The organism is Methanosarcina sp. DH1 (genome assembly GCF_020804205.1).
Lineage (GTDB): Archaea > Halobacteriota > Methanosarcinia > Methanosarcinales > Methanosarcinaceae > Methanosarcina > Methanosarcina vacuolata.
Map to the genome: position 1 here is coordinate 125229 of NZ_WJBJ01000016.1, position 20976 is coordinate 146204.

A 20976-nucleotide genomic window follows, 5' to 3' on the forward strand; every position below is an offset into this window, starting at 1 on the left:
ACATGTTCAAAAACCGTAAAGACGCAGGAGAGAAGCTTGCAAAAGCTCTTGAAAAATACAGGATTGAAAATCCTATTATTCTTGCTATTCCACGTGGGGGAGTGGAAGTTGGACTGCAGGTTGCAGCGAAGCTGAATACCGATTTTTCTCTAATTATTTCAAGGAAACTACCTTTCCCGGACAATCCTGAAGCCGGATTCGGGGCAATAGCCGAGAACGGGAGCACGTTTATTTTAGAAAATGCACACAACTGGCTTTCAGGAGAAACCATTGAACGGATAAAACAGGAGCAAATTGCTGAGATTGAAAGGCGCATAAAAGCTCTCAGAGGAGGAAATTCACTGTCCGAGCTTGAGGGAAGAACTGTAATTCTAATTGATGACGGCATTGCAATGGGTTCTACAATGCGGGCAGCCATTGAACTTTGCAAAAACAGGAAGGCCAGAAAAATAGTGGTTGCAGTGCCTGTAGCAGGAATAGAGATCACAGAAGAGCTTCGGAAAATAGTAGATGAGCTCGTGGTGCTTGAGATTCCTGCATATTTCAGAGCTGTTGCTCAGGTTTACGAGAGATGGTACGATGTTTCGGATGAAGAGGTGCTGGACCTGCTCAGAGAGAATATCAGGAAAAAAGAACTGAAATATCAGGAATTTCATGAGCTTGAAACCTGAAAAATATCTTCCTCTACTGTTCTATATCAAATGATCCCGGCTGTTAAATGATCTGGACTGTTGGATTATCTGGACTGTTAAATGATCTGGACTGTTAAATGATCTAGACTATTGCACAATTTCTGTCAATTAATTCATATTAAATAGTCTATTTGAATAACTATAGAAATACTATACAATTAGTACTCTTAAAAACCAAATTCTGTTACATTAATACTCTGTTACATTAATACTCTGCTACAGTACTCTATTACAATTAGTAATTATGCAATAACTTCTCTACTTTTCCAGAATGAAGTTAGGAGCAGATTTAGAATCCTTCCACAAAATATATCCAAAGACTTCTTTTTTAAAATTAAACATTTTTATTGAAGTTCTGGAACAGATTTAGAATCCTTCCACAAAATATTTTCAGAGACTTCTTTTTCAAAATTAAACATTTTTATTGAAGTTCTGGAAAGGCATATCCGAATAAAAACTTTACGTTATTTTGAATAACGGAAAAGCTTTGTTCTCTTAGAGTTTGTCCATGTTATCTTCAGATAGGAGATTTAAAGCTGCTAACCCTGAGGTAAAGAGAATATGAATATATCAAAAATAGTTGTATATAGATCTATAGATTATATAGAGCGCTCGAAAATATATGGAAACTATAAAATATAATGAAATGGTCTGAAATAGCATACAAGCTCAGAATTAAAGAAGTGTTCAGGAATTAATGAAAATAATAAATCTTTGGATAAATGAAACAGATAAACTTATTATAATAACTAAAAATCGGAGTTTATGGTTATTATTAGTTAAGGGTTATAATTATAATTACTAAAAGATTTGAGGTTTAATATTTCTGGAGCAGAAAAAAATGGATGTACTTATCATAGCGCTTATTTTAGCGGGCCTTTATATGGCCTGGAATATAGGGGCAAATGACCTCGCAAATGCTATGGGGACTTCAGTTGGAACAGGATCCTTATCAATCAAGCAAGTGATTGTTATTGCTGCTGTTTTTGAACTTTTAGGCGCCGTATTGTTTGGTGGACGAGTAACTTCTACAATTGCCAATGGGATTGTCCCCATCAGCATCATTGGCAAAGTCCACCCAGGTATTGTGGCGGTCGGGATGCTGGCTGCGATTCTTGCGGCAAGTTTCTGGGTAACTCTCACCACTTTTTATAACCTTCCCGTTTCAACCAGCCATTCCATAGTTGGTTCAGTGCTTGGCTTCGGGCTGATTGCGGCTTACAATGGAACGATCTCTTTTTCTGAAATCCACTGGGGAGAGCTTCTGAAAATTGTCGCCAGCTGGTTTATATCTCCAGTTCTTGGAGCGGTTTTTGCTTATCTGACCTTTTCCCTAATAAGAAAAATCTACCTTCATAGAGCTATAGACCTGCCTTTTGTTGAGAAAAAATTCATATCCTTACAACTCATTACTGGTTGTTATATTGCATTTGCACACGGGTCAAATGACGTAGCAAATGCGATTGGTCCTCTCTGTGCAGCACTTAATGTTATGGGAGTTTCAGGGACAGAATCCGGAATTCCTTTCTGGGTGCTTTTACTGGGAGGTCTTGGAATGGTAATAGGAATGGCCACCTGGGGCTATAAAGTAGTTCTAACAATTGGCTCAAAGATTACGCAACTTACTCCTACACGTGGTTTTTCTGCCCAGTTCGCAACAGCGACAGTGGTTTTGCTTCACAGTTACAGTTCCCTTCCGATTTCGACTACGCACACTCTTGTCGGCTCGGTTATAGGGGTTGGACTTGCAGGCGGGATTGCAGCCGTTGACCTGCGCGTAATCTGGAAAATTGTTTCTTCCTGGGTAGCAACAGTTCCTATAGCCGCCCTAACATCGGCATTGATCTTTGTAGGATTAAAGGTGATCTTTTTATGAAAGACTACATCCGTTCTGTCCTTGACGTGGTTGCTGAATCTCCCTTTGTGCCTCTGGAAACACACGCAAAAAAGGGAGTGCTGGCAGTTGAAAAGCTGGCTGAAGCAATGGAAGCCTACTGTGCAGGAAACCAGTCCATTCTGGAGGAGAGAACAGATGAGATTGACAAACTGGAACATGAGGCTGATAAACTCAAACAAAAGATAAGAGCAAGCATTCCCTCATCAGTAAGATTGCCCGTGAATAAAAAAGACCTCCTTTCCTTTCTTAAGCAGCAGGACTCTATTGCAGATTATGCTCAGGCGGCTGCCTACTGGATGACCCTTCGGTCCTGTAAGGATGTCCCTGAGGAAATCAAAAAAGGCTTTATGGAACTGATGAACACCTCCCTGAAGACTGCAAGGCTTTACGATGAACTTGCTGGCGCACTTTACAAGCTTCTCGCAACTTCCTTCAGCAAGGAAGAAATCAAAGAAACTATGACCATCATCCCTGAAGTCGAAAGACTGGAACATGATGTGGATGTGCTTGAAACCGCACTCCTGAAAAATATCTTCGAATACGAGGATGTTCTCGGAGGCGCAGGCGTCTGCCACCTTATGGGACTTGTCGAAAGAATAGGAGGCATCGCTGATAAATCCGCAAGCGCTGCTGACCGTCTGAGGACAATGATTCTCAGAAGATAACTTTTTAGTTATCATCTTTTTACAACACATTTTCCTTTTCGACTATAACATTTACAGTATCCTCTTCAAATTGAGTGGAAATCCCTCAATTTCCATTCAATGAACTTTTTTCTCTGATGAGTTGATCCAGAGGGGCCAGAGATGGTATCTCGAATTTGTTGGCAAATCTGTCACATAGAATCTGTCACATATGTACTGATATGTATTTACACCCAGTCTCTTTGCTGTCTGAAAAATCGTCATAAATGTGTCATTTGCCTTTGTTCCTTTCTCTGTTATGGTTTGAAAGCTCACATCTCTTTTTCTGACCTTTGCTCTCGCAGCCAGTTCCGCCACATTGTTATGCAGTAGAACCTCTGGCAGAACCAGTACCTTTAACAAATGTTCCCTGCTTTCCTTCTCCTTAGCGATTCTTTCATCCCGCTGTTCATATCCTGTTTATTTTTTACAAGTCTTTCCTCCCCAACCTGTTTATACTATGAAGTTTTTTCCTATCTATACATTATACTTAGTTTTCATCATGAAACTTTATGGAGATTTATAATGAGAAGCGATATCATCAAAGAGGGACCTGAACGTGCTCCCAACCGTTCACTTCTGAAAGCGACAGGAGTCACAGATTCCGAGATGAGGAAACCATTCATCGCAGTCGTTAATTCCTGGAACGATATAATTCCTGGCCATATCCATCTGAATAAACTTGCTGAGGCTGTAAAAGCCGGAATCAGGAACGCCGGGGGAGTTCCTTTTGAATTCCATACTATAGGAGTATGCGATGGAATCGCAATGGGACATGAGGGTATGAAATATTCCCTTCCCAGCAGAGAAGTTATTGAGGACACGATAGAGCTTATGGTTAAAGCCCATCAGTTTGATGGGATTGTCCTTATTCCCACATGTGACAAGATTGTGCCGGGTCACCTCATGGCAGCAGGCAGACTTGATATCCCTGCAATTGTCGTAACCGGAGGGCCTATGCTTCCGGGTTATGTTGATGACAAATATACAGACCTGATCTCAGTTTTCGAAGGAGTGGGCGCTTACAGTGCAGGCAAACTCTCAGAACCTGATCTTAAAAGGCTTGAAAATCTTTCCTGCGGAGGAGCCGGGTCCTGTGCAGGGATGTTTACCGCAAACACCATGGCCTGTGTGACCGAAGCGCTTGGCCTGAGCCTTCCTGGCTGTGCAACTGCTCACGCAGTGGATGCAAAAAAGGTCCGGATTGCCAAGGAATCAGGTGAGCGTATCGTCGAAATGGTTAAAGAAAACCTGACTCCCAGAAAACTTGTCACTTTGAAGTCTTTTGAAAATGCAATTATGGTAGACATGGCAGTCGGGGGGAGCACAAATACTACTCTGCACCTTCCTGCCCTTGCCCATGAATTCGGGCTGAATCTTCCTCTTGAAAAATTTGACGAGTTGAGCAAGACAACACCCCACCTGATCTCGCTTCGCCCTGGCGGTCCTAATTTCATGCTACACTTTGACAGAGCAGGTGGAGTTCAGGCAGTCATGCAGAGGCTTTCCTCCAAACTTCACCTGGATCAGCTTACAGCAAATGGCAAAACTATCGGGGAAAACCTGAACGAGTTTGAGATTATTAACCCGAAACTCAATAAAGATATAATTGCAACTCTCGACAAGCCTATTCATGCCGAAGGGGGAATTGCAGTCCTTAAAGGCAACCTTGCCCCTGACGGTTCGGTCGTAAAACAGGCAGCCGTTGACCCTAAAATGCGCGTTTATACAGGCCCTGCCAAAGTTTATGACTGTGAAGAAGATGCTATGGAAAGTATCCTTGCAGGCAATGTAAAACCTGGAGATATTGTAGTTATCCGCTACGAAGGCCCAAAAGGCGGCCCTGGAATGAGGGAAATGCTTGCAGCTACAGCCGCAATCGGAGGCATGGGCCTGCTGGAGTCTGTGGCTCTGATAACTGACGGGCGCTTTTCCGGAGGCACACGCGGACCATGTATAGGGCACGTCTCTCCTGAAGCCAGCGAAGGAGGGCCAATTGCTCTGGTAAAAGACGGGGATATGATAGAGATTAATATTCCTGAAAGAGTTCTGAACCTTAAAGTCCCAGAAGAAGAGCTTCAGAAAAGAAAAGCGGCATTCGTACCTCCAAAAAAGGAAGTTACAGGCTACCTTGCAAGGTATCAGCGTTCCGTTCACTCTGCAAATACAGGTGGAATAGTGGACTGAGCTTTCCAAGGTTATTTAAAAACATTATATCGGAAGGGTTCATCCTTCCTCTTTTTTAACCCTCTTCAGCAAATGAAGAATATTTGTTCTTACAAGTAAATAAACCGCCCTGGCTCCGTTCGGCATCTTCACCATAATAGCCGCTTTAACCGCAACCGTTACGTTGGTTTATCACAAACCGTTGCGCCTGTTGATCACAAACCGTTGCGCCGGTTTATCACGCCGATAGGGTTTGGGGATAAGGTTACCAGACTCAAACGGTTCTTGGGGTTTTCGCTCAAGCCTTTTTTGAAAAGGGTTGCGGGCAAGCAGTTTTTTGAAAAGGGTTGCGGGCAAGCAGTTTTTTCAAAAGGGTTGTGGGCAAGCAGTTTTTAGGAAAGGCTGATTTATTCATGTGGTATTTGTGTAATCTGGATGGAATTCTTGAGCAACTCATCAAAAAGCTCACTTCCAAACTGGAGGGCTGAAGGCTCGTAACTTATCAGGCTTTCCCTATCGAAATGCTTCTGACTTTTCGGGAAAAGGGAAATCATGACAAATCTGTCGGTTGCGGTTAGATTTGCGATCCGGAGTTCTCCAGAGTACAGGAAAAACTTCACGCTCTCGAATGTCAGTATATTCTGGAGGTCTTCGAAGTAATCCTTAGAATAGTGCTCAAAAACAGGGCCGGACATGAGAAAGGAAAGCTTGACTCCATCTCTGGCAAGTTCCTTACACATCGAAATAAGCGAGGGGTCAAAATAGGCTATACATTCAAGAATACTACTCGATTTAGAGAGGTTTTCAACGATTTTTGGATCAAGTTCAAACATCCTGTCCAGATCTGGCTGAATCAGGTCACACCTTCCGAGTTCTCCAAGCCGCCTTCGGAAAGAAGAGGGAATTCCCTGAAAATCTCGTTCAGCCCAGTAATCAAAATTGTCCTCGAAGACATCAATTATGCTGACAAGAGGCTGCATCTTTTCAACAAGGACTTTTCCTATAAGTGAAAGGCTGTAGATTTTGTCTTCCTGAACGACCAGGGATTTTTCTTTTAATTTTTTTATTTGAGGCAAAATGGCAGTGGACGTTACCTCAAGGGCTTCCTTGATCTCATCTATGTTTTTCGGACCGCCTTTTAGAAAGAGCAATAACTGCTTTCGCTTGTCGGAAAGAAAAATCAACTCTAGAAGTTCGAATTGCAACCCTTTTCAGTCTCCTATTGAATTATATATAGCTAAATAGATTAAAGCTGTCAAAGATATATAAGTTACTACTGTTTTCAACTTTTTAAGTGGATGACTTTATTAAAATTATATATTTGTTGGGCGGATTGGTCAAATAGACCTAACTTAAAAAGGTTAGTAGATGAAATTGGGATTGAGATAAGAATGGCTCATTATCCAGCACATACCTTGAAATACAGCCCAATAGAGCGCAGGTTATTCTGTCATGTCACAAATGCCTGTAAAGGGTATCGTTTTCAGCATTATTGATGTGGTCAAAAGCCTTGTTGATAAGACTTCTATATCAACAGGACTTAAAAGTGTTATCGACTATCAAGGACAAAATGTATGAAACGGGAAGAAAATTAAGTGGGACCTTCAAGGAAAACATGAAAATTGTATTTGATGATTATTTGGGGAAGTGGAATTATAAAGCAATTCCCAATGTAAAAACATGAAGTATTGGCATGAAAGTATCTCTAATTTCGCACTCTTGGCCCTCGTTCAAAATTTCTGATTATATTGGACACCAACATCACATTTTTGTCCTGTTAAATTTGGGTCAGTGTCCGGAATATGAACTTGAGAATTCTATGCCTTCATTTAATGTCAGGTTCCTCTTTCTTTACAATAATGAAGATTTCACTAATTATTTCATTCGAATACCCCGCTAGCTTGGAGGCTGTCCGACAATTATTGATAGTAATAATAAAGTGCTAAAGAGAAAGCAAATAAGACCTTTAAATCAAAAAAGAAGGAACTCTTTTATTACCGAAGGTAATTGTCGGACAGCCTGCTTGCAGCGGGGTGCGCCAGCGCAACTTTGATTTTAACTGCGGTCTATAATAGCGTTATTATCAGATACTTGAAAAACTAGTAAGAGTTGAGTTTACCCTCAAGTTTTTCCATTAAAGAACGTGCCACTTCTTATAGAATAGTACACATTGTTTTATCGTAAGAGTTCAGCAGGTTACAAGGCTTTCGGATAGGCTAAGTTGGAACTAAGTTGGGACCTTTTTCTGATTCAACATAGTTAGAATTTGGAATTGAGTCGTAAGTGTTCTATGTTTGTCAACCTTTTCACAATACTTGATTGGCAATTAGGACTTACGCAGTTGAACTGAAAAATCAACAGCATCAGATCATCAACTATCTATGATGCGACTTAAATCCACAGTCTTTACTATACTTGATTTTGCTCCTCATGTGCGTAAGTCCTTAAATATCCTTAAATAGGCTCTTCGCTGTTTCGAGTTGGTAACTTATATTCATCTCCGAAATGTCGAAGTAGCATATCTAAAATTTATAAACATTTATTGTTGAAAATCACATTCAGGCTTGACGTTTCTCTTCTTGGCCTAGTACCACGAAAATTTATTTATGGAGCATAAAACTTGGATAGTTATTCATGACAAATCGGCAAGAGCAAGCTTCTTTGAGTAAAGGAATTCAAAGCTTATTCAGGCGATCCATAATTACGTTTTCTCGGCACTAGCTACTTTTTTACCAAGTAATTATTATTAATCCATCCAAAACAGCGAAGAGCCGGAAAACATAACGTTATCTTTTTAGGCGCATATAAACTTACTTCCAAAATATAATGATGAATATAAAACTAAAAATCACTAGATTTTGTAATTGGTTACATTCCTGTGATTATACATATGGATTGAAGGCTTTACACATTGAATTTTAATTTTTATTGGAGACTAAATTCTTATTACAAATTCAGATTTTCGATCAAGAAATTAAAAAATCACTAGATTTTGGAACAGAGTCCGCATATATGTTTTTCTATAAATTGGTGAGATCAATGATTGCGATTTAGAAATTTTACCTTGCGGCTAAACGTGCTTAAGTTTAAATGCATGTATCAATACCAGGCCACATTTATGTGCTTAAAAGTGTGGAACTAAGGATATAAATTAAAATTTTGGTATCCTCTGCAAATTGTATGGGTAAAAGTAAATTTCATGTATTTGCTGAAAATTTAATAATGTATCCAAATCTGAAAAACAACTTCAAGTGATGTATTTAACTTTATAACTGTGTGACAAAATTATTGCATATTTTTTGAGTTGGAAAATTCTCCATTGAATTTGAAGAGGATACAAATTTTGAGATTATTAATAATTATCTTCAGTTTTTACTAACTTATAATTTATATAAGGAAAAGTACGAAAATGATTTAACATCTTTTAACTTTATTTTAAGATTGTAACACTAAAATTATATGATATGTATAAGATAATTAGAGAGTAAGAGAATTAATAAAGCTTTAGAAATCAAAAGGATGAAGATTACATGAAGATAGAAGGGGAATTTGATGAAAAGGAGAGTTTCAATTTTATAAAGAATAAATTTTCTAAGATTGAAAAGATGGTTAGCGATTTTAAAAAGATAAATTTCAATGATGCGGATTCAATCGAGAAACTTGAAAAATACATTCAAAAAATTCCAGAGCTTTCAGATTTAAATCTTTACTTTGAAGATCTAAAAAAAGAATTACAGACACATGTCGTAGAAGCAAAAAGAGTTAGATCAAATAATTTCAGAAAAGCATTCAATGATTACATAAATTGGATTCAGGAAGAGAAAAGACCGTATAGAATCATGGACAAGGATATACTGCGTGTCGGGGTACTTGAGGTTCAGACAAATCCAAAAGATTATTCTGTTAGTTTTTTTTTCAATAAACAAATTCTAATGTCAGGAAAAAAGATTCGTAGTGAAGATGGAATAATAAAGTATGAACAAGAATGCCTGGAAATGCTGAAAAAAGCTGAAATTCCTGAGAAAGATATTGAGAATATCTTTTACAACGCTTACGGGAGTGCTCTGAGAGCTAAAAAAAAGAAAAGCACTTATAACCATAACTTTGTTCCAATCATTCAATTCTACAAAAATATTCAGATAGAGTTGTTCAAAAACCAGCTCGAGAATAAAAAGCCTGGAAGTAATATAAGTATTGAATTTCCTGTCTGGGCACTTCTTTATAATTTAGATATTTACCGGAAAATGAAGAACATATCAGATGAGAAAAGAATATTTTTTGAAACCGGGAACCAGGCAGAAACACAAAAGAATGGAGTCGTATTAAACGGTCTTGATCCTCACTCTAATTATAAAATGTTCTGTTACATTCGGGGAAGTGGGGATTCCTAATGATTAAAAATTTGATACCCGAAAAAGATACTCTTATCGAGTTACTTGAAGTCCTTGCTGAGAATGGAACTCCAAAGCAGGGGATAGCTCAGATTATAGACGTTGGCTCGAACGATTTTCTTAATTTTATTGAAACGGAGCTACTTGATGATTTCATACTCAAAGGTGGGTCCACCTGTCGTTTTTTTGAAGGGACATATGGATCAGGGAAGACTCACCTACTTCAGTTAATTGAAAATTTAGCCCTTGAAAAGGGCTATGTTGTATGCCGGATTGATTTGGCAAATGATCTAAGTTTTGAACATTGGGATCAGATTACAAAACACATATTTGAAAACTGCAGCATGCAAATTAATAATGAAATTATTCGTAAACTTCCAAATATACTATTTGAGATTGAGAATTTAGGCAGTATAAAAGGAGAGATACTGGAAAGATCTCAACTTCCACATCCGGGATTCCAAAATGCGATCCTATACGCGATTAAAAGTTCAGTTCTGGACACTGAGGCACGAGATAATTTATATCGATTTCTTCTGGGAGAAAAAATTACATCAAGCGCCATGAAAGCCTCTGGGCTGAAAAATGTAAAAAATTCATTATCTGTAAGTAATGCTGAACTTATACTTAACACGGTATTAAATGGGTCTCAACTTATCGGATTAAAAGGCTGGGTCCTGCTTTTTGATGAGACAGATAAATCCTGGATGCTTCATACAAGAAGTGCAATTCCAAGAAGAATAAAAACGGCATCCAATATAATTAGGCGATTTATTGACTCCTGCGCCCTTGGGAAAAACCGGGGAGTACTTGCAGTTTTTGCAGTACTTCCAAATTTTATTGCGGACTGCAAGCAGTGTTATCCTGCTCTAGGAGAAAGATTGGGTCTCGAAATGGCTGAAGAAACCGGCTCTGCATGGAGGTGGCCAGTCTTACCAATTTCTGCAGTTAATTCTCTATACTCCTCTGGTAAAACTGAAGGAGAAGCCAGAGAGAATTTCCTCAAGAAAATTACTGAAAACTTCATATCAATTGTAGATTATTGCGAAGGAGATTCCATTAGACTTGAACAGGAGTTGCTAAAAATAGGGATCGAACAACTTGAAGAACATGCTGGAAAAGACTACAAGAGAGCTATTATCAAAGCCTTTGCTCAGCATTCAATTGAAATGATAGGAGTTTGAGGCAAAGATGGAAATATTACATTTGATTGATACTATGGCTGAAAACGGTCATGCTCCAGATGAAGGTTGCGGACTCTTTGGGATTGGAAACGATGATGCAATCCGAAGGATACGTGAAACTTATTTGATAAGAAGATTTTTAAGAGGAGGTTCTGCAGAAAAGTTCGTAGTTGGGCCTTATGGTTCGGGAAAGACTCATTTTATAAACCAATTGTTAGAGGCTGCACGTGGAGAAAGTTGCGTTACTGCAAAAGTGAATCTCACCAAAAGTGTAGATGTCACAAGCAATTATATGATTTATAGGGAGTTTATTCGAAATCTGAGAACTCCAGAATCAACTCCAGAATCTGAAGGTGAAATGAAAAGTTTACTCATTGCATGTATGGAAAAAGTAAAAAATGACATACTTAGGAATGGTCAAACTGAAAAAGATGCTAATGAATACCTTCGCTTCTGGATATCAGGACTGGAAAATTATCATTTTGAACTTGAGATTTTTGGAAGAGTCGTAAAACAGGCTTTTGATGCATACCAGAAAAGAAATGATGAAAAATTCGAATTTGCATATCGCTGGCTCTCAGGAGAATTTGACAATAAGGAAATAAACAAAATGCTCAATGTTTCTAGAATTAGTAAAAGTGAGCAAAATATCATCTCAAAAAGATCGGGGCTTTCACTTTATCAACTCATCAAAAGAGCTGGGTTTACGGGCACTGTAGTCGCATTTGATGAAGCGGAACAGGGTTTTTCAATCAGCTCCCAAAAAAAGAGCCAGCTTCTTTCACTTCTTCAATCTGACATCAATTCTATAAATGAACTTCATAATGGTTCTGCTTTGGTACTTTATGCAATTACTCCAGATATTTCCGAGGAGATGATGGAGTTTGCAGCTTTACAACAGCGAGTTCAGGACCCATTCCGTGGAACGAGTTTCTGGGATGGAAATACGCGTGCTCCTTTAATTTATCTCACGAGAAGAGATGGAATTACAAGAAGCGAAGTTGCAGATGAACTCACTGAAATCGGAAGAAAATTAGTTGAACTTTTGTACTCAAAAGTAGGCAGTGAAATAACAGTCCCGAGAGAAGAAGTTATAGAGAAGATTAAGAGTTTTGCTATTGCGATCAGTAACGAAGACCTTAGTCCTAGTAATAGGAGAAAAATGGTAAAGGGAACGTGCATTATGCTTATACGTCTTTATGAAGATGGAGAGCTTGTTGAGCCTGCTCTTGGAGATGATGAGGACTTTGAAGAAGATGAGGCATAAAAATGGATTGGAAGCCACAAAAAGGAGATTCGGTCAAAACAAAGTTCGGAATCGGCATTATTGTGAAAGTTTATCTGGATAAATTTCTCGTCTGCCTTATAGAGAAAAACCTTGAAGGATATATGGGAATAGATGAAATTTCTCCTTTAAATGTAACAAAAACTCCTGCAATAAAAAATCCAGCAAACCACAAGTTAAGTTTAAATGATAGATTAGCAGCGAGACCTAAGATTCCAACCTTTTTTACAACAAAAATCCAAAAAAGTGATGAAATCAAAGAAAATATCCACCAATCCAAAGTTTGCATAGATGCCCTAAGATTCGGTCTTGTTCCTGATAATTACCTAGAAGATCTGACAATTAAATATGAAGAAACTAAAAAATGGGTAAGATCCTCCTTTCCCAAATCTACAAAAGAAAATAACCAGATAATAAAAAGACCTGTTACGAATCAAATTGTGGGTCAGTTTGGAGATGGAAAAAGCCATTTGATGTCAACTATCAGGCATATTGCAATGGAAGAAGGATATCTTATTGCGCGAACAGAGGTAGATGGCAACAAAGTTAGCTTTTCCAATCCAAACACGCTCCTGTATAGTTTATGGAGAAACTTAGAAGGTAAAGAACTTTCAAAATCCACACCTCTTCTAGACCTTTTTTGCAAGGCGATTCACAATGGGTACGAGATACCAAAGATTTCCTGTCTTAGTACTGATCGAATAAGAAAATTATATTATTTAATTAAGAAAATGGATGCGCAGGGAGACCTTGAGAACGTCAAATTTATGATAAATGATTTTCTAAGCTGTAATGAAAGAATAAATGCTACGGAAGCAAAAAAAGTCCTGAAGGCAGAGACAAAGCTCAAAACCTGGGATATTACCAACGAAGTATTTCCTCTAATCAGCCAGCGTGTGAATGAGAGAACGTACACTTTTATTGAGTGTATAGTTGGAATAGCTCTTCTGTCTCGGTATGCAGGATATGAAGGACTGATTTTACTGATTGACGAACTTGAAGTTGAATCTGTCCTTCTTAGTACAAGTAAGCAAAGAGAACGTTTTATAGAGAATTTAGAGATGCTTAGCACATATGTGACAGGTAAAACAGAATATCCAGAAACTTCTTTAGGGATTTATTTTGCAAGTGTGGGGGATGAATGGGATATTGGAAGTAAATACATAGCCTATATGGTTAAAGGTTCAGGCCAAGAACCGTATCATATACAACCAATAGTTGATTGGAATTTATCCAATAAGGAAATCTTAGAGTTTGTAAGTAATGTATATCACATTTACAGAGAAGCATACACTCTCATGGAAGACCCAGATTTCGGTATACTATCTGAATTGGAAGAGATATTGCAGAATGAGCAGATGTATGAAAGTGGGGCAATTCGATACTTTGTAAAGAAGTATGTTGGGCTGTTGGACAAAAGGTATGGACCTCCGTGACTTTGCAAAAGAATTTAAGGGTGTCTTATATGGAGCAATTCGCCTTTTTGAGTAAAGACTATAAAATTGACTGCAGCATTGCAGGCATGCTTCCTTCCACTTGGCATGCATTTTTTCAGATTTTTGGTAGACTAAAAGCGGTTCAAAGAGAAGTGATTCCTAACATACTACGCGGAGAAGATGTACTGATTGTTTCTGGAACAGCTTCAGGGAAAACAGAAGCAGCCTGCGCACCCCTAGTGGAGAGAAATCTCCTCCGAAAGGAACCTTGGACCATTCTGTACATTGCACCTACCAGAGCACTGGTTAATGATCTGTACGAACGTCTCTATATGCCTGCGCAAAGACTAAACCTTCGAATCAAAAGAAGAACAGGAGATCATAGGGATGATTTGACAATTTCTCCAAACATTTTGATAACTACTCCTGAGTCTTTTGACAGCATGCTCTGCCGTAACTGGAGAGAGAACCACGAAAGACACGACCTTGAAAATGTTGTTGCTGTTGTACTTGATGAAATACATCTGCTTTATGGTACTCCCAGGGGAGAACAAGTCAGATGGCTGCTAGAGCGCTTAAAAAAGCTACGTATTCATGCTGCTTCAAAAAAATGGACAAATGACTCAAAACTTCAAATACTAGGACTAAGTGCAACTGTGCCTGCCCCAGAGGAGGTGAAATGGTACTATTTCTCAGAGAGAGCCGCAATTGTAAAAGGGGAAAACGGGAGAAACATAAAAGTAGTTACAATTCATCCAGATAGTACTTCTGAAAATAATAGTACAGTATCAGCACTTAAAGCATATATTAAACAGCAGGAAGAACCCGAAAAAATTCTCATTTTTTCAAATTCAAGAAAACGTGTTGACAACTTAGCTGAGGCTCTAAAAACCTCGCTTGAACCTTTAGGTTATGATGTATATGCCCACCATGGAAGTCTTGATAGGAAGATTAGAGAGTCTACAGAAGAGGCAGCAAAAAAAAGAGATAAAATTGTAGTATGTTCAACTTCTACCCTTGAAATTGGTATTGATATCGGAAATATTGACCTAGTTTGCCTTGACGGACCTGCCCCTAACGTTTCTTCATTTTTACAGAGAATCGGAAGAGGCAATCGCCGGACAGGAGAAACAAGATTGATGCCTCTCTATGAGTCTATTGAAGAATTCATCATCCACAGTGCACAGATAGAAGCAGCAAGAGACGGATGGCTTGGGGAAGGAAGTATTGGCCCTGAATATGCGGTTCTCAGACAGCAGATTGCCTCATATATTTTTCAATCCAAAAAAAATAAGCGCTCGCTACAAAAACTAAAAGAACTTTTCACCTCGGATTTACTTAATGAAGAAGTATTTGATTCAATTCTAAGGCAAATGGTCTGGAACGAAGAGTTAAAAGAGGAAGGCATCTCGAATAGCATATTTAAACTTGGCCAATACTGGCTTGACGAGACTCAGGAAATGGGTAAAATACACTCCAATATTGACTCTAAACCTGGAATGACTATTGTAGACAGAAACAGCGGCCAACCTATTGCCAAAGACTTGATTCATAAATCAGGAAAGAATCTTAGCATTGGAGGAAATAAGTTTGAAATATGCAAGTGGAAAAATTGGACTATTGAAGTTAAAAAAGCTGTTAAAGACTGCGAACCTTCCGGGTTATGGCAATATGTACCTTCTTCGGGGCATATAAATTCAAACCAGCCTGCAACAGTAAAATATTATCTTGAAATTGACCAAAATATATGGCCTGTGGTTAAAAGAAGTGGATACATGTATGTATTCCACTTTGGAGGGGCAAGGACTCACGCATTTCTTGAACTTGTTGTAAAGGACTATTCTCTTGAGTCAAAAATTAATGAAATTAACGATTGGTACATCTGCTTCCATGACATAGATTTCTCCGGAAGACCGGAAGCTTTTACCAGACTTAACCTCTCTATGTTAAAATTATCACTTCAGGAAAATGAAAAGCTTCTAAGTAAACTTGAAAAAATTATGAGTCGGCCGCATGCAAACAAAACACTTCCTTTAAAAGTAAGACTCTTAGAAATTTGGGGATGGTTAAATCCAGATTTCGAAATAAAATCCCTAATAAACTCCAGTTGGGAAGTCCTTAAAGATAAAGAAAAAGAGAATGTACTAGCATATTTTTTATAAGCCTCAATAAAATTCAAAAGTAGTGAACACTACCCTAAATGCAATCTTCAGTCTTAACAAATTTTCAAAAACCCAGAATCTTCTCTTTGGACAATTCTATCGGTTCTTACCTCTCTTCTACTTAATAGAAATATAATTTTAAAATAAATAATGCTGAGCCTACTCATTTAAAATTTTGTATTCAGGGGTCCGGTTTGGGGATTTCACGATCTAGAGATTCTGTCGCGGATCGGTTTGGCGAAGGATCAAAAACTAAAAAACGGTAGGTAGGGAAGAGGGGAGCGGTAGGCGCGGGATATATATTTTTACAGAAATAATTATGTAGTCTATTTGAAATCAGCTTTTCCATAGAATCCTCTTCCTGAAAACAGACCTGCAAAGAGTAAACGAGAAAGTTAACGCAGCTATAAATAAAATCATTGGAATATGATTTATATCTGAAAGACGAGGCCAGTCAATGAGAGAATTTACTGTAGTTATTGAACAGGACGAAGATGGAGTCTATGTAGCTTCTGTGCCTGAACTTCCAGGATGCCATACACAAGCAGAGAATCTTGACGAATTAAACAGAAGAATAAAAGAAGCAATTGAGCTGTACCTTGAGGTTGAAGCCGAAGAGGGAGAAGAGGAACATCTTGATTTTGTCGGGATACAGAAGGTCAAAGTTGAGGTTTGAATGGATAAAATAGTGCCTCTTCCCAGCAAAAAAGTCATAAAAGCACTTGAAAGTATGGGTTTTGAGCAGATAAGGCAAAAAGGTAGTCACTTGTTTTTACGGCATCCAGATGGAAGAACAACTATAATCCCTGTACATCCCACAAATAAGATTGGAAAAGGAATGATCAATAAGATAATAAAAGATGTAAAAATTACGCGGGATGAATGGATTGAACTTATTAAAAGCCTAATTGTTTTTTAAAGATAGAATAGTGTTAAACTGTAAAAAGAGCAAGATCTTTTCCAGCTCAGGGACTTAACCAACTGAAACCCCTGGCTGCTGAGTGCCCTGATAACTTCACGAGCTGACGGGGTGGGAAGTTTTGGCATGGGAAGAGACCTCTACCGTTGTGGTAAAAACCTGGCCAGCTACGGGGATCTGAGCGTCTTCGTCTTCGAGATCGAGTTCGATTGCTTCTTTTAAGTTCTCAATGGCTTCTTCAATTGTTTCTCCCTGGCTTGCAATATCAAGTTCGGGGCACCATGAAACATACCGTTTTCCTTCTTTTTGGATGACGGCTGAAAATCTGTACGTTTCTACCATAATTAACAGATTTCCGCATTGCTATAAAATATTTATCTTGCTGATGCCGGCCCGAAAAGCCTGGCTTAAAAAATATAATTCTTAAAAAATATACTTTTGAAGAAACCAGTGGCTGCCTTATTTGTCGTTGGGGAAAAATCTCACTTATTCCCGGTAGCTATCAAAAATTTCGCATTCAGGGGTCCAGTTTGAGAATTCCATGATTTTGGAAAAAATGGCAGGTGGGGAGAGAGGGAGCCGTCTGCAGAGAAATATATTTTTACAGAAATATCAGACCGTTTTGACTTTTATTCGATTGTGAGCCCGCGTGAACGTTAATAATTAATTTACCTCTAATTCATAGACCTCAAACTCAGTCAAGAAATTCCTGAACGTGGATTTTAGTCACAAATAATTTACCTGAGTAAGTTTAAATGAGATATAAAAAAACTGAAAATGTAAACTTTTAAAATCTCGCGCCATTGGTGCGAGAAATTTGATACAAAACAAATGGAAATTATGCGTAAAGGCAGATACGACTGAATGCGCCTGGTATCACCTCATAACGAAATTTCAAAAGTATGGGGGAAATAAAGTAAAGAAGCCAGTTTTTCCATTTCAATCAAAACATAATCCTCCTCTAAAACCAAAGTAAGAAAATACCGCCAAATCTTCCCCTCTCCTCCTCTTCCTTTCCTACATTCTTAGAACATTCTCAAACACCCTGATCCCGGAAAATTTAAATGACCTATTTCACATTAACCAGTTCCTCAAGAGAGATTTTCAGTAAATTCCATAACCCCCTCCTGAAGCTTTTAATAAGTATCTTCTGAATTCCCGGGCGCTCTCAAAAATTTTGCATTCAGCCTCCTTTCGGCAGGTCGACATAAGGAATTTGAATATTTTTCTTGATATCGTTTTTCAACATTTGATAATTATCTAGTAAAGTTACAGCTGGTTAACGTGTGGCTCAACTCCAACGACATATATAAACACTGAATCCTTTTTCTATCAAAGTTTAGCATGAAAGATTATGTTTTGATCATATGTAAACCTAATAACTATATACAACAAGGGATCATTATTTCAAAATCGGCATCAATAAAACTATAAAAAATGAAATGTCGACCTGCCGAATCTAGGATTCAGGGGTCCGGTTTGAGAATTTCATGATTTTGGAAAAAACGGCAGGTGGGGAAGAGGGGAGCAGTAGGCGCGGGAAATATATTTTTACAGAAATAATAATGTAGTCTATTTGAAATATACTCTGCATTGTCCCGTCTGAAGGCAATCGAAGATTCCTTTTTCAGTCAATCAATCTTGCACAAAATGAAGTTGTTCAAAAAAGTCACTTAAAATTAAAGGTGCTCAAGCAATTCCTCGAGTGAAACGTCAGCCTGTTTCAGGATTGCGTTTAATGTAGATTTTTTAATAGGGTCGTGAAGTGGTACGGTGACCAGGTTTGATTCTCTTTGCAAAATTACGTGGCTTCCTTTCTGCCTTACAACGACAAAACCCAATTTTCCGAGAGCTTTTATAACCTTTTTTCCGGAAGTCGAAGGCAATTTAGCCAACTGAAACCTCCACAGTAGCGATTTCTCCCAGTACCTGAGCTTGCTCTCTTGTTACTTCCAGGACAAGCTGAATAGCTTCCTTAATGTTTTCAAGTGCCTCTTCTTTAGTATCTCCTTCGCTAATAGCAGCAGGAATTTCGAGGCACTGGGCAGTATAGCCTCCGTCCTCAGATTCTTCAAGTTTGATTGTAAACCGCATAAAGAATAATTGGTAATTTTGATATTTAATATACTCTGCCTCTGATGATTTTAGCGTTGTAGATAAACGGCAGACTTCCAGCCTTTACCCTGAAAAATCAAACAGTGACATCTTTACATCTTTTCTTTTTCTTTCTTCAGCGCATCTATTTTTGCCTGTATCTCATCCTTCTGCTGCTTGTACCTGACTTTGATTTCTTTAACCTCTTTGTAGATAAGCAGGCTTTCTTCACTGATTCCTTTCATTGACTCAATATGTATTACGAGTTCATCTACCCCTTCGTCCAGTCGCGGTTCTACTTCCCGCCATTCTGCATACTTAGCCTCTAATTCTTCCTGACTTTTGTCGTCAAGATCAAAGATCTCGTCCCAGAGGTCCATAATCTGGCTCTCTATCTCTTCTTTTGTAGGCATTGTCTTCTCCTCGGTTCGGTAAATCTGATTATAAGAGCACTACTATTAATTCCTTTCAGTAACCTTTTTCTTGCAGCCGTCAAGCCGGCTTTTTCAACCAGTAGAATGGAATTAATAGTAGAATGGAATTAATATTATTTTTATCCGACTTCCTCATATGTCCTATCAATTTTCAGAATGTTTTTCTGCTATCGTTTTTTCTGAAAATTTTCCTGATTGCTCAAACGTATTTTTTTGAAATTTCTAAAACTCTTTGGCCTTCAAACTCTTTGGCCGTTTGCCTTCATTGAGGACTTCCAGAAGACATTTTCCTAAACTTCAGTTGAGATTATCACTGTAAATTTTCAAATCAAAGTTGATCTGGCGCACCCCGCAGCAAGGAGGCTGTCCGACAATTACCTTAGGTAATTGAGGTTTTTGCTTTGAATATATTAATTATTATATAATATTTTACTAATTTTTTGGTTTATGGTTTTCATTAAATCTTTAAAGAATCAAGTTTGGACTTTACCTCCAGATATCCGAGATCTTATTCCTTCAGATCATATCTGCTATTTAGTTGAGTCTTTTGTGGATGAAATGGATTTTAGTGAATTTGAAACTAGGTATGATGGTTCTGGACACCCTGCTTATCATCCTTGCATAATGTGTAAGATTTTGATTCAATCTATGCTTGATAGAGTTCGATCATCGCGAGCGATAGCTCGCAATGTTCGAGAAAATATAGTTTACATGTATTTAGCTGAAAACCTACAACCTGATTTTAGAACAATCAGTGATTTCAGAAAAGAGAATGAAAAATTGATTACTGCAATGTTCAAAAATACAGTTAAAGCAGCCAGAGATCTAGGAGTAATAGGTCTTGAACAATTAAGCATTGATGGATCTAAAGTAAAAGCTTCTGCGTCAAGAAAAAGTGCGATTATGAAAAATGTCTTGGAAGTAATTGAAGAATACGTCAAGAATGAATTAAAAAAAGGTATTGAAATAAACAAAGTTGAGGATGAGCATTTTGGAAAATGCCGTGGTTATGATCAGTTGAATGAAAGTGAAAAACATAAAGTAAAAGCTGTAGTCGTGAAGTACATAAAGCAAGTCAATAAGGATGAATCTGGCGATAGAAAAAGGAAGATTGAAAATACGATTAAGGAAGCACTTAATGAATTTGAAAAAGACAATATTGATAATGTGAGCTTGACTGATCAAGAATCTCGGTTTATGCTTAACAAAAAAGGAACGATTGAGCTGGCATATAATACTCAAATTACAGTCGATCATAAACTAGTACCATGAAAACTTAATTATGGATCATCAATGTAGATCAAAATAATATCAGCTGATGGTAATCGTTAAAATATATGTTCAACATTTGGGTTTTCACGATACTAGGAATCATAGTTGCAAACGATGTATGCCAAGACAGAAACGACATGTATCAATTGAAGCCTCAAATTGAAATTGTGGAAGAAAATTGTGGTTTATTAAAAGTAGGCACTAAGCTATGTGCAGACACTGGATACTATAGCGGAAACAACATACATTATTTGAATGATAAAAAATTGGATCCATATATTCCAGAGAAAGAAGTAACTAAAACAATAACAGAAAACGTCGAAGATGTTAGGTTCGATATTAGTAATTTTGAATATAATGA

The 20976-nt window shown here is 38.0% G+C and carries 17 protein-coding genes and 2 pseudogenes; 13 read left to right on the forward strand and 6 right to left on the reverse strand.

Translation table 11 applies throughout. The features are described from left to right. Window positions 1-2: 2 nt before the first annotated feature. From FXW07_RS07955 to FXW07_RS07965, 3 genes are all read left to right on the forward strand, one after another. A complete protein-coding gene (locus tag FXW07_RS07955) occupies window positions 3-671 on the forward strand; it encodes a phosphoribosyltransferase (RefSeq protein ID WP_229394981.1) in 669 nt (222 codons plus the stop codon). Between the two features lie 862 nt (window positions 672-1533). Beyond that, window positions 1534-2568, forward strand: coding sequence for an inorganic phosphate transporter (locus FXW07_RS07960; RefSeq protein WP_229394982.1), 1035 nt, complete (start codon window positions 1534-1536; stop codon window positions 2566-2568). Further along, the gene (locus FXW07_RS07965) at window positions 2565-3254 is read left to right on the forward strand and encodes a TIGR00153 family protein (RefSeq protein ID WP_229394983.1); all 690 of its coding nucleotides are present in this window, start codon (window positions 2565-2567) and stop codon (window positions 3252-3254) included. The genes FXW07_RS07960 and FXW07_RS07965 overlap by 4 nt, the downstream gene beginning before the upstream one ends. Before the next feature lie 96 nt (window positions 3255-3350). Here FXW07_RS07965 and FXW07_RS07970 read toward each other — a convergent pair whose 3' ends face one another. Next, a complete protein-coding gene (locus FXW07_RS07970) occupies window positions 3351-3635 on the reverse strand; it encodes a hypothetical protein (RefSeq protein ID WP_229394984.1) in 285 nt (94 codons plus the stop codon). Between the two features lie 162 nt (window positions 3636-3797). On the opposite strand from FXW07_RS07970, the gene ilvD reads away from it, so the two are divergent. Then, complete coding sequence (gene ilvD / locus FXW07_RS07975) at window positions 3798-5459, forward strand: dihydroxy-acid dehydratase (RefSeq protein WP_229394985.1); 1662 nt, start codon at window positions 3798-3800, stop codon at window positions 5457-5459. A 386-nt stretch (window positions 5460-5845) separates the two neighbouring features. Here the strand turns inward: ilvD and FXW07_RS07980 are convergent, their stop codons facing one another. After that, window positions 5846-6643 carry a winged helix-turn-helix domain-containing protein gene (locus FXW07_RS07980; protein ID WP_229394986.1) on the reverse strand — a complete coding sequence of 266 codons (798 nt, stop codon included), beginning with the start codon at window positions 6641-6643 and terminating at the stop codon, window positions 5846-5848. A 2325-nt stretch (window positions 6644-8968) separates the two neighbouring features. Between FXW07_RS07980 and FXW07_RS07985 the strand changes: the two genes are divergently transcribed. From FXW07_RS07985 to FXW07_RS08015, 7 genes are all read left to right on the forward strand, one after another. Beyond that, entirely contained in the window at window positions 8969-9829 is an 861-nt protein-coding gene (locus FXW07_RS07985) for a hypothetical protein (protein WP_229394987.1), read from the forward strand. Continuing rightward, window positions 9829-11013, forward strand: a complete 1185-nt coding sequence (locus tag FXW07_RS07990; RefSeq protein WP_229394988.1) for a BREX system ATP-binding domain-containing protein — start codon at window positions 9829-9831, stop codon at window positions 11011-11013. The genes FXW07_RS07985 and FXW07_RS07990 overlap by 1 nt, the downstream gene beginning before the upstream one ends. 7 nt (window positions 11014-11020) lie before the next feature. Beyond that, window positions 11021-12280 (forward strand): BREX system ATP-binding domain-containing protein, encoded by a 1260-nt coding sequence (locus tag FXW07_RS07995; protein WP_229394989.1) that lies wholly within the window; start codon window positions 11021-11023, stop codon window positions 12278-12280. Window positions 12281-12282: 2 nt separating this feature from the next. After that, window positions 12283-13734, forward strand: coding sequence for a BREX system ATP-binding domain-containing protein (locus FXW07_RS08000; RefSeq protein WP_229394990.1), 1452 nt, complete (start codon window positions 12283-12285; stop codon window positions 13732-13734). A gap of 2 nt (window positions 13735-13736) precedes the next feature. Then, complete coding sequence (locus FXW07_RS08005; RefSeq protein WP_229394991.1) at window positions 13737-15896, forward strand: DEAD/DEAH box helicase; 2160 nt, start codon at window positions 13737-13739, stop codon at window positions 15894-15896. 457 nt (window positions 15897-16353) lie between these two features. Then, window positions 16354-16572, forward strand: a complete 219-nt coding sequence (locus FXW07_RS08010; RefSeq protein ID WP_229394992.1) for a type II toxin-antitoxin system HicB family antitoxin — start codon at window positions 16354-16356, stop codon at window positions 16570-16572. Then, a complete protein-coding gene (locus FXW07_RS08015; RefSeq protein WP_011307098.1) occupies window positions 16573-16815 on the forward strand; it encodes a type II toxin-antitoxin system HicA family toxin in 243 nt (80 codons plus the stop codon). A 96-nt stretch (window positions 16816-16911) separates the two neighbouring features. Here the strand turns inward: FXW07_RS08015 and FXW07_RS08020 are convergent, their stop codons facing one another. The 4 genes from FXW07_RS08020 to FXW07_RS08035 form a co-directional block, all read right to left on the reverse strand. Continuing rightward, window positions 16912-17157 carry a type II toxin-antitoxin system HicB family antitoxin gene (locus FXW07_RS08020; RefSeq protein WP_229394993.1) on the reverse strand — a complete coding sequence of 82 codons (246 nt, stop codon included), beginning with the start codon at window positions 17155-17157 and terminating at the stop codon, window positions 16912-16914. A gap of 1337 nt (window positions 17158-18494) precedes the next feature. Beyond that, window positions 18495-18710 (reverse strand): type II toxin-antitoxin system HicA family toxin, encoded by a 216-nt coding sequence (locus FXW07_RS08025; RefSeq protein ID WP_048121588.1) that lies wholly within the window; start codon window positions 18708-18710, stop codon window positions 18495-18497. Beyond that, entirely contained in the window at window positions 18703-18909 is a 207-nt protein-coding gene (locus FXW07_RS08030; protein ID WP_048121586.1) for a type II toxin-antitoxin system HicB family antitoxin, read from the reverse strand. The genes FXW07_RS08025 and FXW07_RS08030 overlap by 8 nt, the downstream gene beginning before the upstream one ends. 113 nt (window positions 18910-19022) lie before the next feature. Continuing rightward, window positions 19023-19322 (reverse strand): hypothetical protein, encoded by a 300-nt coding sequence (locus tag FXW07_RS08035; RefSeq protein ID WP_229394994.1) that lies wholly within the window; start codon window positions 19320-19322, stop codon window positions 19023-19025. A gap of 468 nt (window positions 19323-19790) precedes the next feature. Between FXW07_RS08035 and FXW07_RS08040 the strand changes: the two are divergent. Beyond that, window positions 19791-20606: pseudogene (locus tag FXW07_RS08040) on the forward strand (transposase); the annotation flags it as partial. 101 nt (window positions 20607-20707) lie between these two features. After that, window positions 20708-20976, forward strand: a pseudogene (locus FXW07_RS08045) (IS5/IS1182 family transposase); the annotation flags it as partial.

Excerpts from the sequence above, each read along its gene's own strand:
- ilvD (WP_229394985.1), top strand. The coding sequence starts at position 3,798 with ATGAGAAGCGATATCATCAAAGAGGGACCTGAACGTGCTCCCAACCGT.
- FXW07_RS07965 (WP_229394983.1), top strand. The coding sequence starts at position 2,565 with ATGAAAGACTACATCCGTTCTGTCCTTGACGTGGTTGCTGAATCTCCC.
- FXW07_RS08035 (WP_229394994.1), bottom strand. The coding sequence starts at position 19,322 with ATGCCTACAAAAGAAGAGATAGAGAGCCAGATTATGGACCTCTGGGAC.
- FXW07_RS08015 (WP_011307098.1), top strand. The coding sequence starts at position 16,573 with ATGGATAAAATAGTGCCTCTTCCCAGCAAAAAAGTCATAAAAGCACTT.
- FXW07_RS07995 (WP_229394989.1), top strand. The coding sequence starts at position 11,021 with ATGGAAATATTACATTTGATTGATACTATGGCTGAAAACGGTCATGCT.
- FXW07_RS08000 (WP_229394990.1), top strand. The coding sequence starts at position 12,283 with ATGGATTGGAAGCCACAAAAAGGAGATTCGGTCAAAACAAAGTTCGGA.
- FXW07_RS08010 (WP_229394992.1), top strand. The coding sequence starts at position 16,354 with ATGAGAGAATTTACTGTAGTTATTGAACAGGACGAAGATGGAGTCTAT.
- FXW07_RS08020 (WP_229394993.1), bottom strand. The coding sequence starts at position 17,157 with ATGGTAGAAACGTACAGATTTTCAGCCGTCATCCAAAAAGAAGGAAAA.
- FXW07_RS07955 (WP_229394981.1), top strand. The coding sequence starts at position 3 with ATGTTCAAAAACCGTAAAGACGCAGGAGAGAAGCTTGCAAAAGCTCTT.
- FXW07_RS07985 (WP_229394987.1), top strand. The coding sequence starts at position 8,969 with ATGAAGATAGAAGGGGAATTTGATGAAAAGGAGAGTTTCAATTTTATA.
- FXW07_RS07990 (WP_229394988.1), top strand. The coding sequence starts at position 9,829 with ATGATTAAAAATTTGATACCCGAAAAAGATACTCTTATCGAGTTACTT.
- FXW07_RS08030 (WP_048121586.1), bottom strand. The coding sequence starts at position 18,909 with ATGCGGTTTACAATCAAACTTGAAGAATCTGAGGACGGAGGCTATACT.
- FXW07_RS07960 (WP_229394982.1), top strand. The coding sequence starts at position 1,534 with ATGGATGTACTTATCATAGCGCTTATTTTAGCGGGCCTTTATATGGCC.